The organism is Gemmata obscuriglobus, from assembly GCF_008065095.1.
Lineage (GTDB): Bacteria > Planctomycetota > Planctomycetia > Gemmatales > Gemmataceae > Gemmata > Gemmata obscuriglobus.
Genome location: NZ_CP042911.1, coordinates 6767164 through 6783737 on the forward strand (window position 1 = coordinate 6767164; position 16574 = coordinate 6783737).

Here is a 16574-nt window from a genome sequence, read left to right on the forward strand (position 1 = left end):
CACCGCCCATCCGGTGATGACGGTGCAGGTGGTCTTACTGTTCGGCACCTCGGGGCAGCCAGTGAGCGACAGGATGTTCGTGATGCAAGTCGTTGTGGCGGTGGAGGGCCTGTGGTTCGCCCCCGGCACGGACGGCCCGCCGGTCCGGTCCCAGCGGCGGCACCGTATCGACGCCCAGTTGTTCGCGGCCCCCGACGCGGAGGCAGCGTACCGCACGGCCGTCGCGTGGCTGCCGGGGTTCTCGGACAAAAACCACGATGGTCCCGGCGAGTCGACCCGGATGTTCGCCATCGGCCTCCACCAGTTGGAGGAGGTTCTCCCCCGCCGGAGCGAGTTATCAACCGCGGTGGGCGAGCCGTATGGAGTGGACGTGGGCGGGTACGCACCGTCCGACGTAGACAGCGATGGGGTAAGCGTTCACGGGTGATGCGGCAGTGTATCAACAGTTGGCGAGTAGCGGATTCACAACGTTCTGTTGTTGAGCTTCAGCTGGAACGAGCGTCGGTGCCTTCGCGCCGGTCCGGTGTGCGGTGACGGCGTCGATGAGGAACGCCAAGACGTTGCGCTTCTGGCGGCGGCACGAGGCGATCACCGTGAGGATTCGTTCCACGAACCGGCTCCCGCGTTCGCTGTCGGTCCCGAAGCTGGTTTTGCGCCAGCACACGGCGTGACGCACCTCACGCTCGGCCGCGTTGTTGGTCGGTTCCACGCCGACGACACGCGCGAACGTCCACAACGACGCCTCGACCGACAACAGTTCCGCGCAGGTCGTGGCGGTCTTGGCGCAGCCGCACGCCGCCCCGTTCCGCAGGTGCGTGCCGACCTGACGACGCAACGCGGGGATGTAGGTCGAGCGACATGTGGACCGCGCGAGGGTTCCGTCCCGGACCCGATACCAGTTCTCGAACAGGGCGTCCGAACACGCCAACAGAGCCGCGCCGATCGCCTGTCCGGAACCGCCCCGGTCGATCATCGCCTGGAAATCGCGTCGCAGGTGCGCCCAGCAGAGTTGACGCTTGTACTTGTCGAGGTGCGTGTACACCGGATACCGGTCCGTCGTATGCACGGCCGTGGACCCGGCACGCAGGTCATCAAAGGCGGCCCGGCCCCGGGTCCGGCGGATCAGGAACGCCACCACGAACGTGGTCACGGCGGCCCACAGCCAGGCCCGCTGACGCCCCTGCTTCCAACCGGTCTCGTCCACGTTGGCCGGGTGCCCGCGGGTGTACACCAGGGCCTGTTCGGCCACCGGCTTCAGCGCCTCGGCGGTTCGGTGCTGGAGCTTGCACACCATGGCCGGGCTCAGGGGCAGGCCGAACAGATCGTCGAACAGTTGGCTCGTGCCCCGCTTGCCCAGACGGCACGAGCCGGTGAGAAGCGCGGCCACCGCCTGCGCCCGGGGGCCGTATCCGGTGCGCGCCTCCGACGGCACCGCGGGCACCGTGGTCGTGCCGCAGTGGGGGCACCGGAGCCGGTGGCACCGATACTCGGTCACGTGGGGTTTGATAACGGGCAACTCGTGGACCTGATGAATGGCCGGAGCCGGATCGTCCCCGGCCAGCGACCGCGAGCAGTCCCGGCACACGGACGGCTTGAGGGTCCGGATCTCATCGGGTGGCAGGAGCGTGCGCTCGGCTTTGGGATGCCCCGGTTGCCCGCCCCGACGCTTCCCCGAAGGGGCCTTGGGCGGGGCCAGTTTCACCTGCGGAGGATCGGACGAGGGCGGCTTCGACGAGTTGGTGGAGCTCTGGTTGAGTCGGGCCTTGAGTTCGGCGACCTCGGCCACCAGAGCAGTGATCGTGGCCTCCAAGGCGCGAATATACGCCACCACCGCCGGTGGTAAGTTATCGGGCAGTTCCGGCGGTTGAGGAACAGGCGTCATGACGTCTGCTCGATTACGGAACATGCCCGCTTGTGGCAACCGCGTATCCAAACGGGCTAAAATGACGGGCAAAAGCGGGTGGCGCACCCCCATGAACGCTTACGCGATGGAATCCCCCGGGTTCTCGACCAGGACGAGCTTGAGGTGTTCCGCGTGATGCGACTGCTCCGGCCCCACACCGAAGCTACAGACACCGAACCCGCAGCGGCACCTGACCGCGGCTCGTAGGTTGTTCTCAGACCGTGGTGCGGCGTGCGTGACCGGTAAGTTGTAAGTTCGGCACAGAGGGCGTTCGATGGCTTGGATCGCGATGGGAGCAATCTTCCTCACCGGCGGGGCGGTAGTGTGGGAGGGAGCCAAGGGCCTTCGCGAACCTACCCCAGGACAGGAGAGGAAAACTTCCAAGGGAACGGCTTACACGACCATCGTAGTCGGGGTACTGATTATGATCGTGGGAGCGGTGACACCCTTCGTTGCGTTCTGACCCGTTGCGAGGCCGATCTTTCGCGCCGCCGTAATGTTGAAACCGGCCGCACCGAACCCGATCTGACGGCACTGTCTTACGCAAATGGGTCCGGCCGCGCGGCCCGGGTGGCTACACACAACCGCGATACGTTCGGAATCGTAATCCAGTAGCTTCAAGTTCCAGGTGCCACGTTCCACGTGAAAGCCAAGGCACACGAATAGCCTGGGGCTTTTGCCGAGCCGGTTCCCAACTTGAAACTTGGAACTTGAAACTACTGTAATCGGCTTGGAGATCCGAACAACCGGCCGACCGCGTGTAGTCCAGCAAGTCATCGCTACGGACGCGGAAGGCACTGTTGGCGCGTTGCCGGTGGTTCATCACGCAACGGGTTGATTGAGTACGAATTCGGGTACGGCAGATACACAACTCTAAAGCGAACGTTGAGACCATGCACGGCTCGACAGGCCCCCCGGCGCAGCCGGCGGAGTAGCACTCGGGTGTGCCAGGATCGCGGCCGGGCGCCGAGCCCGCACGGACTTAAAATCACTGGAACCTGTTGAATATTAACGTTCCGCAAGGCTGAGATGTTGCGCCCGCCGGTGGACGGTGCGCCGGTCACCGCGCCATTCAACCACACACGGAATCACACGGTTACAGGCGAGAGTGCCCGATCAAGTGCGGCCCCGAGCGTGGTTAAGGTGACCGGCTTCGCCAGCACCGCTACGGCCCCACGGCCGTACAGTTCGCCCTCGGCGTACTCGCCGGGGTGACCGGTCAGGAACGCACACTGGATCGCGGGATCGAACGCCCGTAGAGCGTCCAACGTCGCCGGTCCGTCCATCCCGGGCATCCTCACATCGAGCAAGGCGGCCGTCGGGTTGCGTTCGGCCGCGAGCGCCACCGCCTCGGCACCGCACGTGGCCACGAGAGCCGTGTGCCCCAAATGCGTGACCATCAGTGAAACGACCGCACGCACCGCGGGGTCATCGTCCACGACGAGCACGAGCGAGCCCACCGGTGCCAACATGATCCCCTCCCTGCCGCCAGTTTGAGCCGGAATCCTCCGACGAAGATCGCATCCTATTGCAACTCACGTGCCGGGTGTCTCAAGCGTCAGCCGCGCAGCGAAGCCCTGTCCCCAGCGTTCAGAAGACAGGTACGTCAAGTCAGCCCAGTCAGTGAAATGGTCTGGCGCTCGGTCGCCGCGTTAATAAATGATTGCAACGGCATGGGCAAAGATGTGAGCAGAGCAGATTCAAAAACACAATTTTTCGTCTCCACAATCCGATCGTGCAGATTGTGCAGATTACGCAGGTTAATAATCAGCCGGACAAACGACAACCGCTCAATGCCAGCCGGGGTTGCGAGTCGAAAGGGCCCTGGCCGTTGATAACAGCGCCAGGCGCCACGGGCAGTCCCGCCTCAGAGCGGGGCTGCGGCCCTCCGTCGCGACCGACACAAGCTCACTTTTTCCTGAACTCTTGGCGCATGTTGCGCACGTTCTGCTGCATCGCGATGGGCAGCTTCGAGCGGAGCAGGTTGGCGCCGTCGAACCACCCAGTCGGCTCGGCGAAGATCACGTGCTGCTCAACGAACACGGCCCCGGCCGGTTCGGCCAGCTTCGTGATCTTCAGGTACATCGCGGCACCGCCCCAGGGGTTCGCCGGCCCCGGCTTGTCGCCGCCCAGCGCGCGCCACTGGTTCGGAAACTCCTTGTCGCCCGCGAACCGCGGGTCGATCTCCGCCGCCGCCACCATCGAGTCCGCGTTACGGCTCCAGACCGCGTGCCCGGTGCCGGTCAGCCGCACTTTTTCCAAGAAGTCGAACTCGAACGTGCCGTACCCCTCGCGCTTCTCATCGCCCTTCTTGACCTCGATCTTCCGCTTGGCCAAGTCTTCGGGCTTCAGCGGCCCGCCCTTCCCGCCCCCGCTGCTCTTGCCGGCGTTCATGAGGCGGTCCAAAAACTTGTCGTCCTGCAGGCGCTTGAAATCGCCGTAGGCGATGAACCACACGTCCACCCCACGGGCCGGCGCCTTCGGGTCCCCCGGCTTGACGTCGCGGATGCGCAGCAGTTGCGGCGCCACCAGCGAGTCGCGTGCGAACTCGTCGTAACTGTAGTCGTTACCGATCAGCCCCTTGATGATCTCCTTCTGCTTGGCCCCGGAGAGCCCGTCGGCCATCGTCGGCGCCGGGAACTTGGCCGTCGCCCCGCCGCCGATGTCCAGACCGGTCTCAGTCAGCCGCTTGAACAGCGGGTTCTGCCCGTCGTGCGCGTCGGTTGGGGGTTGGGCGGGCGCCGCGGTGAGGGCCGCGAGGAGGAGAGCGTGCATGGAGTGAATCGTCCTTGGGAATTCAGGGGCGATGTCCGGCGGTCAACTTCCGCAAAGCAACTTCGAGCGAGCGTGCTTCGTCCGGGGCGAACCGGGTCTGGGCCGCCCGCTCGCGCAGTTCGGGCGGGAGCACAATCTCTAACCGGTGCGGCGGCAGCTTGTCCACCGCGAATGACAGGTCCGAGGGGCGCGGTCCGCTGAACTCCTTCGGATCCGGTATCAGTTCCGCCCGATCAACGCAGTTCGGTTCGAGCTGCACCACCCGCGTTAGATCGCTGCACTCGCCGCTTTCGGCCCCGAGCACCCACAGCAGCACATCCAGTGCCCCCGTGCCCGTGTCCGCCAACAGCGCGTAGCGATATCGAACCATCCGGTTACGGTCGCCGCACCGAACGATAACAGGGGTATCGAGCAAAGCAAAGGACGGGCCGCGGACCGGGATTACCGCTTGCCCTTGAATCTTGTACCCGGTGTCGAGCACCTGGCGTTTGATCCAGTCCATCTTGACCCCGTGCCCGAGCGCCGTCTCCGACGTGACCACGGTGTCCCCGTTCGTGCCTTGGGCTCCCAACCCGAGCCCGATCGCGCGCAGCCGATACGGAGCGGCCGGGCCGGTCGACTCGCGCGTCACGTCCGCGGCGAACGCGGTGAACATCCACCCGGCCATGCGCACGGTCAGGTCGCGACCGATGAGCGGCGCCGCGGGCACGCGGGCCTTCTCGCTTTCGCGGACCCGCGGAAGGCTCTTGACGACGAGGTGCGACCAACCCTTGGGCGGCCCCTGTTCCACAACCGTGCCCGGGGCAATCATCTCCGGCGGACCGGCGGTCACGTCGTAATCGCCGGCCCACGCTGGCGGCGCGGCCGGCGGTTGCCCGAGTTGCGTCGCCAAGCCGGCGGCCAGGAGTGCCGACACCGCGAGAGCGCTCGCCGCCAGAATCACCTTCCGAACGCGCACATCGAACCTCCTGTTCCGGAGCGGTGTAGAGGATAGAATCGTTTCCGGCCGCTGGAAAGCAAATCGTGACCGGTCGTCACATTTTCAGATTCGGTCGAATGCGTTCCGGCCTGAGTCTGGTCGCGCGGATTCTTGACCGGCGTGACTTGGCCCAACCTTATTATTCGCGCAAAAACAAAACAAATTCTATCTCAGGCCTGAATTTTGCTGTCACAGCGGATAAGGCGATCCTAAAAACTCGATTAGGAGTACAAATTCCTCTGGACCAGGGTTTGGTGGGCCGACAAAATGCGGGTGTCGACTGATTTTCAGTGAAAGCCGAATCGCGTCAAACGCGAATTGGTCCCCCTCCGACCCGAGGCTTCCATGAACCGCGCCCGTCTGTCCCTGTTCGCTCTTGAGAACCGTGAGAACCCGAGCGGCCCGACCCCGATCGACCCGATCGGTCTACCGGGGCCGGCCCCGACCGAGCCGCCGCCCCCGCCGCCTCCCACCACACCGGCCATCATTGACATCGGCATCGCGGTCGGAACGACCATTATCAACACGATCCCGACCACCCCGCCGGACGACGTCAACAGCATCACCAAGGGCTCGACCGATCCGTACATCCTGCCGTAAGTGGCCGGCTCAGTGCGCGCAAAAAAGCCCCGCGGCCCGCGACCGGATGCATCCGGTCGCGGGCCGCGGGGCTTTCGGTTCAGGTAACCGCTACCTGAACAAGTTCTCCGCAGCCGAATAAACGGCCTGGAATTCGGGTTGCGTGCGGAGCGGGATGAGGTCCGGGTCGGCGGCGAGTTGGTTCAGCCCGGTGAACCCCTCCCGTATCGCCCGGCGCAACAGTTTGAGTGCTTCCAGCCGGTCGGCGGGCTCTTCCACCGAGGTCAGGGAGTACACGCACGCGGCCTGGTACAGAACGGCGGCGTCATTAGAGAGCAACCGCGCCTGCTCGATCTCTTTGTGAGCGTCGGTCCGGCGCCCGAGCCGGGCCAGGATGATGGCGTGCCCGGCTCGCCCCGGTGCGAAATCGGGGCTCAGTTCGACGACCCGCTTCGTCACCACCAGCGCGCCCGCCGGGTCTTTCAACCGGTCCGCCAGAATGTGCGCCTGATTCTGGAGCGCGACCACCGACCGCGGGTTCAGCGCCGCGGCCTTGCGCAGATCGGCCAACGCGCCTTTCGGGTCTTCGTCTCTCCGCCCCCAGCCGCGGACGAGGTAATCCATCTCCGTCTTCGGCTCGAGCGCCTGGGCGGCCGTCCGGTCGGCTGTCGCGCCGGCGGGGTCGAACGCTTGACGGGAGGTGGCGCGCAGCAGGAGCAACTGGAACTCCGAACTGCCGCGGTCCAGAGCGGCCGTGTAATCTGCGACGGACTCTTCGAACTTCGCCCGCACCGCAGCCGCCTTCGACGCGAACGGCTCGTCCCGCTTGGCCAGGCGGAACCGGACCAGCCCGCGGTTCCGGTACGACTCGGCGTGCCCGGGGTCGAGCGCCAGCGCTTTGGTGAACTCCGCCTCCGCGAGTTCCGGCTTGGTCCGCAGCCCGTAAATCAGCCCACGGCCGAACAGCGGACGCGGGTCCTTGGGGAGCAGCGCCCGGGCCACGTCGTAGCGCTCGAGGGCGCGGGCGTAGTGCCCTTGCTGGTGGAGGCTGTACGCAAGACAGAACTGGGCCGCCCCGTGGGCCGGTTGCTCGCCAACGAGCGCTTCGAGCAACGGCACCGCCGTCGCGTACCGCCCGACCCGAAGTGCGAACGCGGCCTCGAGGAAGGCCCCGCGCGTGCCGGACACCGCCAGCGGCGCGGGCAGATCCGCGGTCCGCACCTCTTCGCCCACACGAGGGGCAATCAGCGCGGCCTGCCGCTCGATCGCCGGAGGCACCTCGTCCGGCACGAAGCAGTCGCGGGCGGCACGGTTCAGCTTCCACGCGTCCTCCGCCCGCTGCCGGCGCTCGGATTCCGGCAGGGCGTCCGTTTCGGACCACTTCACCTGCGCCAGCAGGAACATCAGCTCGCCGAGGTCGCCGGCGAGCGTCGCGCGTTCGGCCTCCGTCAGCCGCCGCACGCCCGGCCGGCTCTGCCACTCCGGGACGTCGCACCCGTAAGCCGCGACCAGTTCCTCGGTCCGTTTTACCCCCCGGGCGGTCGCACTCGGGTCGCCGACTAAAGTGAGGTCGAGTCGGGCCGCGTCGAGTGCCGCGCGGGCGGCGCGGGCCTGTTCCACCGCCCCGGCCCGCGCGTTGCCTTCGGCCCGCTGGTGGACGGCGCCCCCGAGCCCGAGGGCCAAACCGATCAGGCACGCGACCATCAGGCGCACCACCAGTCCGGGGTTGCGCCGCCGCCACTTCCCGAACCGCTCGGCCGCCGACGACTCGCGGGCGTAGGCGAGCGGCAGGTCGTTCAGGTGCCGGTCCAGGTCGGCGCACAGCTCGTTGGCGGTCTGGTACCGGTCCGCCGGGGCGGGCGCGAGCAGCTTGTGAACGATCGCCTCGACCGCCGGGCTCACCTCGGGGTTGCGCGCGCGGAGCGAGGGCAGCGGCCGGAGCCGCGCGGCGAGCTGCTCCTCGATCACCTTCGGCCCGCGTGTGCCCGACGCGAACGGCAGCTCGCCCGTCAGCATCTCGAAAGCCATCGCGCCCAGTCCGTACAGGTCGGTGCGGTCGTCGAGCGCACCGGTCCCGCGGGTCCGCATGTTGTGGAGCTGCTCGGGCGCCATATACGGCATGGTCCCGCCGACCACATCGCGGTCCGGCCGGGTGGCGTCGAACGCCAAGTTGAAGTCGAGCAACATGGGCTCGCCGGTGTCCGCGAGCAGCACGTTGGCCGGTTTGATGTCCAGGTGCAGGATGCGCCGCTGGTGCGCGTGGCTGAGCCCCGCGGCGAGCTGTGCGAGGGCATGAACCACCGCACGGGGGTCCCCGACGATGGGCGGCGGGCCGTCCGCGGCCCAGGTCCACGCGGGCAAACGCGGCGCCGCCGTCCGCCCGTCAGACCCCGATCCCCGGTTGTCCCCGACGGTGGTTCGCGCGGCCCGGGTGCCGGACGTCTTGCGGCCGGCGCCCCGCGAGGACCGGTCCGCACGGTGCGCCCGGAGCAAATCGGCAATAGTGACCTTGCCCAGGAACGGCATGCAAATGAGCTGAACGCCCTGATCCGCGTGGACGGAATACACGGGCACGATGTTGGTGTGCTGGAGCCGGGCCAGGCGCTCGGCCTCGTGGGTCGGGCGCTGGGTGACCTTGAGCGCGACCTCGCGGCCGGCGAGCGCCTGCTGCCGGGCCAGGTACACCCGGGCGAACGCGCCGCGCCCGAGTTCGCCGACCAACTCGAACCCGCACAGCGTGTCCCCGACCCGCGGGGGGCGCCGGCCCCCGGCCGACAACCCGCCACGGTCCGAATCGTCCCAATCGGACCACAGGGACCCGGACAGGCTCGGCGCACCCGAGAACGACGAAACGAAGAGCGGCCCCACCGAACCGCGCGGGGCGGGCGTCAGGACAGGCGGAGCCGCCGCCGGCAGGTGCGCGGTCGGCAGATCCGTACCGTCGGACTCGAACGCGGGTTCGCCGCGCGGTTCGGCGTTCGGAAGGATCCTTGTGGGATGCACGGCGCTCCTTGAACGGTAGCGGTTCTGTGTACGACACAAAAACCGGCAGCTCCCGGGCGACTGGAGCGATTGTGCAATCTGTAACAAACTCAACCGATATCTGGCTCTAGGACGCAAATGCCTCCAGAAAGAAGAAATTTCGGGGTTTTCCGTACCGCGGTGTCAGACGAGAGTTGAAAGCGCTTCTTAACTTCTACCAGATCCAAAGTCGATTGCCCGAGTGTATTTGCGCACTACACCCGGAGGCAAAAATTCCGCAGCTCGCACGAAAGAAGTGTACCCCTCGCATTACGAACACGCGCGGCCGTTCCAGGGCTACAGAGGTCGGTCAATGGCCTCGCGCACGGCGCGCGTGAGCGCGGTAGCCGTGAACGGTTTGGCGAGTAAAGTGGCGGTCGCCTGTGCCAGGCCCCGTTCAACCAGCGCGTCCTCCGAGTACCCCGATACGAATAGCACCCGCACCCCCGGGCGCAGCGCGCGGACCCGCTCGGCCAGCACGCCCCCGCTCATCTCGGGCATCACCACATCGGTGAGGAGCAGATGCACCGGGCGGTTCGCGGCGGCCAGCAGTTCGAGCGCTTCGGCACCGGACCCGGCGTCGAGGACCGCGTACCCCTTCTGCGACAGCAACAGGGTGACCACCCGGCGCACGCCGGGATCGTCGTCGACGACCAGCACCGTTTCGGTGCCCCGGTCCGGGCTGACCGCAGTCGCCGCTTCCGGCGTGGGGGCCGTCACCGGCAAGAACACGCGAAACGTTGTGCCACGGCCGAGAGCGCTCTCCACCGTAATATCGCCGCCGGTCTGCTTGATGACCCCATAGACGGTCGAAAGGCCGAGTCCGGAGCTTTGCGGCCCCTTGGTGGTGAAAAACGGCTCAAAGATCCGTTCCCGCACCTCGTCGCTCATCCCCTCCCCGGTGTCCGCCATTTCGAGCACCGCGTACTCCCCAGGCGGTAGCCCCGGAATCGGCCCCGGCGCCCCGCCGACCCGCACGGGCGCGGTCCGCGCGGTAAGCGTCCCTCCGGCCGGCATCGCGTCACGGGCGTTGAGCGCCAGGTTCATCACCACCTGCGTGAGCTGGGCGGGGTCGGCCGTGACCAGCCCCAGGCGCGGGTCCGGCTCGGTCACGTACTCGACGTGCGCGCCGACGAGCCGGCGCACCATTCCGGCGGTGTCTCGGAGAACGGTGTTCAGGCTCAAGACGCACGGGAGCAGGGTCTGCTTGCGGCTGAACGCCAGGATCTGCCGCGTCAGGCCCGCGGCCCGCTCGCTCGCGGCCTTCACCTCCAGCAGGTGCGCGCGGGCGTCGGCCGGGTGCAGGGCGTCCGAGAGGATCAGGTCGCTGAACCCCGCGATCACGGTCATGATGTTGTTGAAGTCGTGGGCGATCCCGCCCGCGAGCCGGCCCACGGCCTCCATCTTGGCCGCCTGCCTCAGGTGCTCCTCCATCCGGCGGCGCTCGGTCGCGTCCCGGAACACCAACACCGCCCCCGAGACGTGACCGTCCGGGCCGCAGATCGGGGCGGCGCTGTCGTCGACCGGCAGCGCCGCCCCGTCCCGGCGGATCAGGACCGTGCCTTCGGCGAGCGCGGCCGGCCGACCGGTGCTCAGCGCGTCCAGCGCCGGGTTGGCGACCGGCTCCCGGGTCCGCTCGGCCGCCACCGGGAACACCTCCGCCACCGGGAGCCCGACGGCCCCGGCCGCGGGCCAGCCGGTGAGCCGCTCGGCGAGCGCGTTCATGAACCGCACCCGGCCCGCCTCGTCGGTCGCGATCACCCCGTCCCCGATGCTCCCCAGGGTGGCCGCCAGCCACCGCTCGTTCTCGCGCAGCCGGCGCTCCATCTTGTGCTTGTACAGGGCCATCTCCAGCGCGGTCTGGAGGTCCCGGTCCTCGTACGGCTTGAGCACGTACCCGAACGGCTCGGTGACCTTGGCGCGGCGCAGGGTCTCCGGGTCCGAGTTGGCGGTCAGGTACACCACCGGCAGGTCGAACTGGCCGCGCACCCGGGCCGCCGCCTCGATCCCGTCCATGTCCCCTTCGAGCCGGATGTCCATGAGCACCAGGTCGGGGCGCAGCGCCGCCACCCGCTCCAGCGCTTCGGCGCCGCTCGCGGCCAGCCCGGCCACCGCGTACCCCATGCTGGTGAGCCGCTTCTGGATGCCGAGCGCGATGATCCGCTCGTCCTCGACGACGAGCACACTGGCCGGTGACATGGTTGCTCTCTGACGGTGCCTACCCGCGGGCCGGGAACTGAACGGTCACGCGCGTTCCGGGGCCGGGTCCCAGTTCGACCGCGCCGCGCAGCTGCGCCGCCAGCGTGCTCACGAGCTGGAGCCCGAACGAGGGCGCGTTCTCAATGTCGAACCCGGCGGGCATCCCGACCCCATCATCGGCGACTGTCAGAACGAACGCCCCGGCCCCAGCGCGAACGAGCGACACCTGAATGTTACCACGCGGCCGCCCCGCGAACGCGTACTTTAAGCAATTCGAGACGAGTTCGTTGACCAACAGCCCGCACGGGATCGCGAGATCCAGCGGGAGCGGCGGCGCGGACACGGTCAGCTCCAACCGGACCGCCTCGTCGTCGGCCCGGTACGCGCGGAACAGGTCCTCCGCCAGCCCGCGCAGGTACGGCCCGAACTCGACGGCCGCGAGGTTCTCGGACCGGTACAGCCGCTCGTGGATCAGCGACATGGACCGGACCCGGCCCCGGCTCTCGCGGAACGCGGCCACCGCCGCCGGGTCGGTCAGCCCGTCGCACTGGAGCTCGAGCAGCGTGGAGATGATCTGGAGGTTGTTCTTCACCCGGTGGTGGATCTCCTTGAGCATCACCTCCTTCTCGCGAACCGAGGCGCGGAGCCGGTCGTTGGCCTCGCGGACGGCGGTCACGTCGTGGAACGAGGTGACCACCGCGGCCCCGGTCGGCTGCGGGCCGGCCAGCGGGACCGCGTTGACCGAGACCCACCGCGGCGCGCCAGCCGGGGTGTAAACGCCCATCAGCGTGTTGAACTGCGGCCGCCCGGTGCGGAGCACGGCCAGCGCGGGGTGCTCCTCCCCGGGGAACGGCGAGCCGTCCTCGCGGACCGCTTGCCACCGCGGGTCCCGCGAGGTGCGCCCGACCATCTGTTCGCGGGTCAGCCCGAGGATCTCGGCGGCGCGGTCGTTGCACGCCACGATCGCGCCGCCGCGGTCCTGCACCACCACCCCCTCGGCCAGCGCCTGCACCACCGTGCGGTACTGCTCCTCGCTGGCGCGCAGGGCGGCCTCGGCCCGCTTCCGCTCGGTCACGTCGGTGGCGATCCCACAAATGGCGTACGGCCGCCCGTCCGACCCGAACAGCGGGAACTGGATCGTTAGCATGGTCACCGCCCGGCCGTCCGGGAGGGTCGCGTGCTCCTCCACCTCCTGCGCCCGCATCGCCGCGCGGGCGCCCCGGTCGCTCGCCTCGAACCGGTCCGCCAGGTCCGGGGGGAACAGCTCGCGGGCGGTCCGCCCGACCCACGCCTCGGGCGGCAGCCCGAGCAGCTCGCACCCGCGCCGGTTGACGAACTGGTACCGCCCGTCCAGGTCCTTCAGGTACACGACCGCGGGCGAGTGGTCGAGGATGCTGCGGGACCGCTCCTCGCTCTCCCGGCGCCGCTCCTCGGCGAGCCGCCGGTCGGTCACGTCGGTGTGGGACACCACCACCGCCCCGCGCCCGTGCCGCAGCGGGGCGACGTTCATCAGGAACCAGCGCCGCGCGGCCCGGGTGTGGCACGAGTAGTCGAAACTGGCCCGCTCGGCCCGCCCGTCCAGAACCTGGCGGATCAGCTCGGCGGCCGCGGCCGCGTCGGCGCAGCCGGCCGCGGCGCTGCGCGCGCACACGTCGAGGTAGTTGGTGCCCAGCCCGCTGTGCGGCCCCCGCCCGTCCGGCCGCCGCGCGCCCTCGGCGGTGGCGCGCCACGCGTGGTTCACGGCGATCAGCTCGCCGCTCCGGTCGAGTACCGCGATGTGCGCCGGCATCGCGTCCAGCACCCCCTGGATGAACGCGGCCTGCTCCCGCAGCTCCGTCTCGGCCCGCTTCCGCTCGGTAATGTCTTTGATCTGAGACACGAAGTACAGCGGCTCCCCGCGGGCGCCCCGCACCAGCGACACAGCCAGCAGCGCGTGGATCGTGTGCCCGCCCTTGTGGATGTACCGCTTCTCCATCTGGTAAGCGGCCAGGGCGCCGCTCAGCACCTGCTCGACCTGCGCGACATCGGCGCTCAAGTCGTCCGGGTGGGTGATCGTCTGGAAGTCGGTCGCGAGCAACTCGCCGGGTTCGTACCCGAGCATCTGACACAGGGCCTGGTTCGCCTTGAGCCACCGGCCCTCGGGGGACACCAGCGCGATGCCGATGGGCGCGTGGTCGAACGCCCCGCGGAACCGCGCCTCGCTCTCGCGGAGCGCCTCGTCGGCCCGCACCCGCGCGGTGACGACCTGAGTGAACATGATAAGGCCGCCGACCTCGCCGCCGGCGGCGCGCCACGGGCGGCACTCCCACTGGAGCCACTCTACGGCCCCGTCGGCCCGCGGGAACGGCTCCTCGGGGCACGCCTCGACCGCCCCGGCCAGCACCCGGCGGTGGACCGCCTTCCACCGCTCCGGGGCGTCCGGGAACACGTCGTAGTGGGACCGCCCGATGATGTCCCGGTCGCTCAGCTTGTAATCGGTGAGCCACCGGTCGCTGGCCTGCACGTACCGCATGCCGGCGTCCAGCATGGCGATCGCCGCCGGCGCGTGCTTGATGAACTGGCGGAGCAGCGCCTCGGTGGCGGCCAGTTCCTCGGCGGCCCGCCGGATCGCGGTGATGTCGCGCCCCTCGGGGATCAGCAGCCGCACGGCCCCGGTGTGGTCGCAGAACGGCTTGAGCGAGAAGTCCACCCGGATCGGGGCGCCGTCCGCCGCGGCGTGCGTGGCCTCGAACCGGATCGTCTCGCCGCCCGCGGCGCGGGCGACCGCGTCCCGGAGCCGGGCCTGTTGCTCCGGATCGTGCGCCCACCACGCGGTGTCCCAAAACGGCTTGCCGATCACGTCGGCGTCGGACAGCCCGGCGGCGGCCAGCGCGGTCCGGTTGGCCTCGAGCAGCGTGCCGTCGGTGGACATCAGCCCGATGAACTGGAACGACTGGTCGAAGATCGCCCGGAACCGCGCCTCGCTCTCGCGGAGCGCGGCCTCGGACCGCCGCGCCGCGCTCACGTCCCGGATCACGATCACCCCGCCCTCGATCCCGTTGGGGCCGACCACCGGGCGCCCGGTCACGCTCACAGGCACCCCGTCCGGGCGGGCCGCGTCGACGATCACCAGCTCCACGTCGTCGCAGGATTCGCCGCGCACCGCACGGACGATGGGCAACCGGTCGAGCGGGCACGGCGTGACGCCGTCGGGCAGGTACACCCCGTACCTTTGGGCCACGTCGGCCGTTACGTGTTCCGCCGGGACCGGGTGCAGCCGCTGGAACGCGCGGTTCTGGAGCAGCACCCGGCCGTCCCGGTCGGCGACCAGCACCGCATCGCCCAAGCTGTCCAAAATGGTCTCGAGCAGTTGCTTCTGCTCGCGCAGGGCGTCCACGGCGCTCTGAAGCTCACGCGCCCGGGCCTCGGCCACCGCGGTGCGCTCGGCCACCCGCCGTTCCAGTTCCTCGTTCAGCCGCCGCACCTCGGCCTCGGCCTGTTTTTGCTCGGTCACGTCCACCGACAGCCCGAGGAGCCCGATCACCCGCCCGGTGTCGTCCCGGTACGGCACCTTGGTGGTCTGGAGCCACCGGGTGCCCGTGAACGTGAACAGCGGCTCGACCGCGGTCCGGGCCGGGCCGCCGTCGCGCATGATCTCCTCTTCCTGGCGCCGGTAGTCGGACGCGTGCGGGGCGCCGAGTTCCGAGTCGGTGTGCCCCAGCAGCGCGTCCGGCGGCAGCCCCACCACGCGGGCCATCTCGTTGTTGACCCGCACCAGCCGGTGCCGCCGGTCCTTGTAGAAGATGAGCGCCGGCACGGTGTCGAGGATCAACTGGAGTTCGGCCCGCTGGCGGGCGAGGTCGGCCTGCGCCCGCTTCAGATCGTCGATGTCCGTGGACGTGCCGAGCCACCCGCCCGGCCCGGGGACGGGGACCGCCCGCGCCAGAAACCACCGGTACGCTCCGGTCGCGGCCCGGAGGCGGAACTCGTGCTGGAACTCGCCGCCGGCCGCCTGTGCGGTCGCCCACGCGGCCCGCATTTTCGGCTCGTCGTCCGGGTGCAGCGCGAGGGCCAGCGCCGCGTCCGACAGGCCGGTCAGCCCGGTGTACTCGGTCCAGCGCCGGTTCAGGTACGCGGTCCCGCCGTCGGGCGCCGTCGCCCACACGATCTGGGGCATCGCTTCGGTCAGGTGGCGGAACTTCGCCTCGCTCGCCCGCAGCGCGGCGACCGCCGCCTCGCGCTCGCGCAGCACCGCGCTGAGCACCAGCGAGGTGACGACCACGACGGCCAGGAACACGTCGAGGAGCAGCAGCGCCTGGTGGAAGTCGGCGTGAACGAACGGCCCGGTCCCGCGGACCGTGGCCCACACCGCGAACGCGGCGATCACGACGACCGCGAGCGTGGCCCCGCGCGGGCCGAACCGCACCGCCGCCCACACCAGCAGCGGCAGGCTGAGGTACGCCAGCGGCGCCGCCCCGCCCCCCACCCACCCGCCGAACACCAGGGCGCACGAGCCGATCAATAGGGCGAACAGCGCGCCGGCCTCGGCGGACGGCCGGCGGGGCCGGTCGCCCCGCGCGACGCAGAGCACCACCGGGGCCACGACCAGCGCGCCGGCAATGTCGCCGATCCACCACGTCCACCACACGGCGGGCGCCACGGCCCAGCCGCCCGGTCCGGTCGCGCCGACGGCGCACGCGCCGGCGGTCGCCCCGATCAGGCACGTGAGGGGGACAATAGCTACGAAGCGGAACGCGTCGCGGGCGCGGTCCAGCGCGCCCGCCGGGCCGACGAGGGAGCGTATCAGGCCGGCACCCGCCAGCGCCTGGAGCGTGGAGCCGGTGGCAATTACGGCCGACGAAATGAGGTGCGCGGCGAACGGCCCGGAGCGGTTCGGGGAGAACGCGTCCCACAGGTTGGCCGCGAACGCGCCGAGCCACACGCCCGGCCACGCCCGGAACCGCGTGAGCAGCACGGCGGCCAGGGCGAGCCCGGACGGCGGCCACACCGCGGTGGCCTTGAAGTCCGGCGGAAGCGCCAGGAGCAGCCCCAGGCGCGCGGTCGCCACGTAGGCGACCGCCAGCCCCAGCGCAACGGCCCATGGCCGGCGCGCAGCTCGCGTGTGCATTCAGAAAGGTC

At 69.5% G+C, this 16574-nt stretch carries 9 protein-coding genes; 2 read left to right on the forward strand and 7 right to left on the reverse strand.

The features are described 5' to 3' along the window. The first annotated feature begins 82 nt into the window (after nucleotides 1-82). Nucleotides 83-427: a hypothetical protein gene (locus tag GobsT_RS28185; RefSeq protein ID WP_148087902.1), complete on the forward strand. Its 345-nt coding sequence runs from the start codon at nucleotides 83-85 to the stop codon at nucleotides 425-427. 12 nt (nucleotides 428-439) lie between these two features. Here the strand turns inward: GobsT_RS28185 and GobsT_RS28190 are convergent, their stop codons facing one another. The 4 genes from GobsT_RS28190 to GobsT_RS28205 all read right to left on the reverse strand — a co-directional run bounded on the left by GobsT_RS28190 (nucleotide 440) and on the right by GobsT_RS28205 (nucleotide 5636). Beyond that, nucleotides 440-1882: an IS66-like element ISGob4 family transposase gene (locus tag GobsT_RS28190; protein ID WP_029600604.1), complete on the reverse strand. Its 1443-nt coding sequence runs from the start codon at nucleotides 1880-1882 to the stop codon at nucleotides 440-442. 1109 nt (nucleotides 1883-2991) lie between these two features. Further along, nucleotides 2992-3375, reverse strand: a complete 384-nt coding sequence (locus GobsT_RS28195) for a response regulator (RefSeq protein ID WP_010048882.1) — start codon at nucleotides 3373-3375, stop codon at nucleotides 2992-2994. A 436-nt stretch (nucleotides 3376-3811) separates the two neighbouring features. Continuing rightward, on the reverse strand, nucleotides 3812-4678 hold the full coding sequence (locus GobsT_RS28200) for a hypothetical protein (RefSeq protein ID WP_010048880.1): 867 nt from the start codon (nucleotides 4676-4678) through the stop codon (nucleotides 3812-3814). Between the two features lie 22 nt (nucleotides 4679-4700). After that, nucleotides 4701-5636: a hypothetical protein gene (locus tag GobsT_RS28205; protein WP_010048878.1), complete on the reverse strand. Its 936-nt coding sequence runs from the start codon at nucleotides 5634-5636 to the stop codon at nucleotides 4701-4703. Between the two features lie 366 nt (nucleotides 5637-6002). On the opposite strand from GobsT_RS28205, the gene GobsT_RS28210 reads away from it, so the two are divergent. Continuing rightward, nucleotides 6003-6257: a hypothetical protein gene (locus GobsT_RS28210; protein WP_010048876.1), complete on the forward strand. Its 255-nt coding sequence runs from the start codon at nucleotides 6003-6005 to the stop codon at nucleotides 6255-6257. A gap of 90 nt (nucleotides 6258-6347) precedes the next feature. Here GobsT_RS28210 and GobsT_RS28215 read toward each other — a convergent pair whose 3' ends face one another. The 3 genes from GobsT_RS28215 to GobsT_RS28225 form a co-directional block, all read right to left on the reverse strand. Then, nucleotides 6348-9239 carry a serine/threonine-protein kinase gene (locus GobsT_RS28215; RefSeq protein ID WP_010050701.1) on the reverse strand — a complete coding sequence of 964 codons (2892 nt, stop codon included), beginning with the start codon at nucleotides 9237-9239 and terminating at the stop codon, nucleotides 6348-6350. A 315-nt stretch (nucleotides 9240-9554) separates the two neighbouring features. Beyond that, a complete protein-coding gene (locus tag GobsT_RS28220) occupies nucleotides 9555-11456 on the reverse strand; it encodes an ATP-binding response regulator (protein WP_109570809.1) in 1902 nt (633 codons plus the stop codon). 19 nt (nucleotides 11457-11475) lie between these two features. Next, the gene (locus tag GobsT_RS28225) at nucleotides 11476-16563 is read right to left on the reverse strand and encodes a PAS domain S-box protein (RefSeq protein ID WP_010044463.1); all 5088 of its coding nucleotides are present in this window, start codon (nucleotides 16561-16563) and stop codon (nucleotides 11476-11478) included. Between the last annotated feature and the right edge of the window lie 11 nt (nucleotides 16564-16574).

Bases quoted from the DNA above. Each gene is read 5' to 3' on its own strand.
- GobsT_RS28185 (WP_148087902.1), top strand. From the start codon at position 83: ATGCAAGTCGTTGTGGCGGTGGAGGGCCTGTGGTTCGCCCCCGGCACG.
- GobsT_RS28190 (WP_029600604.1), bottom strand. From the start codon at position 1,882: ATGACGCCTGTTCCTCAACCGCCGGAACTGCCCGATAACTTACCACCG.
- GobsT_RS28195 (WP_010048882.1), bottom strand. From the start codon at position 3,375: ATGTTGGCACCGGTGGGCTCGCTCGTGCTCGTCGTGGACGATGACCCC.
- GobsT_RS28200 (WP_010048880.1), bottom strand. From the start codon at position 4,678: ATGCACGCTCTCCTCCTCGCGGCCCTCACCGCGGCGCCCGCCCAACCC.
- GobsT_RS28210 (WP_010048876.1), top strand. From the start codon at position 6,003: ATGAACCGCGCCCGTCTGTCCCTGTTCGCTCTTGAGAACCGTGAGAAC.
- GobsT_RS28220 (WP_109570809.1), bottom strand. From the start codon at position 11,456: ATGTCACCGGCCAGTGTGCTCGTCGTCGAGGACGAGCGGATCATCGCG.
- GobsT_RS28225 (WP_010044463.1), bottom strand. From the start codon at position 16,563: ATGCACACGCGAGCTGCGCGCCGGCCATGGGCCGTTGCGCTGGGGCTG.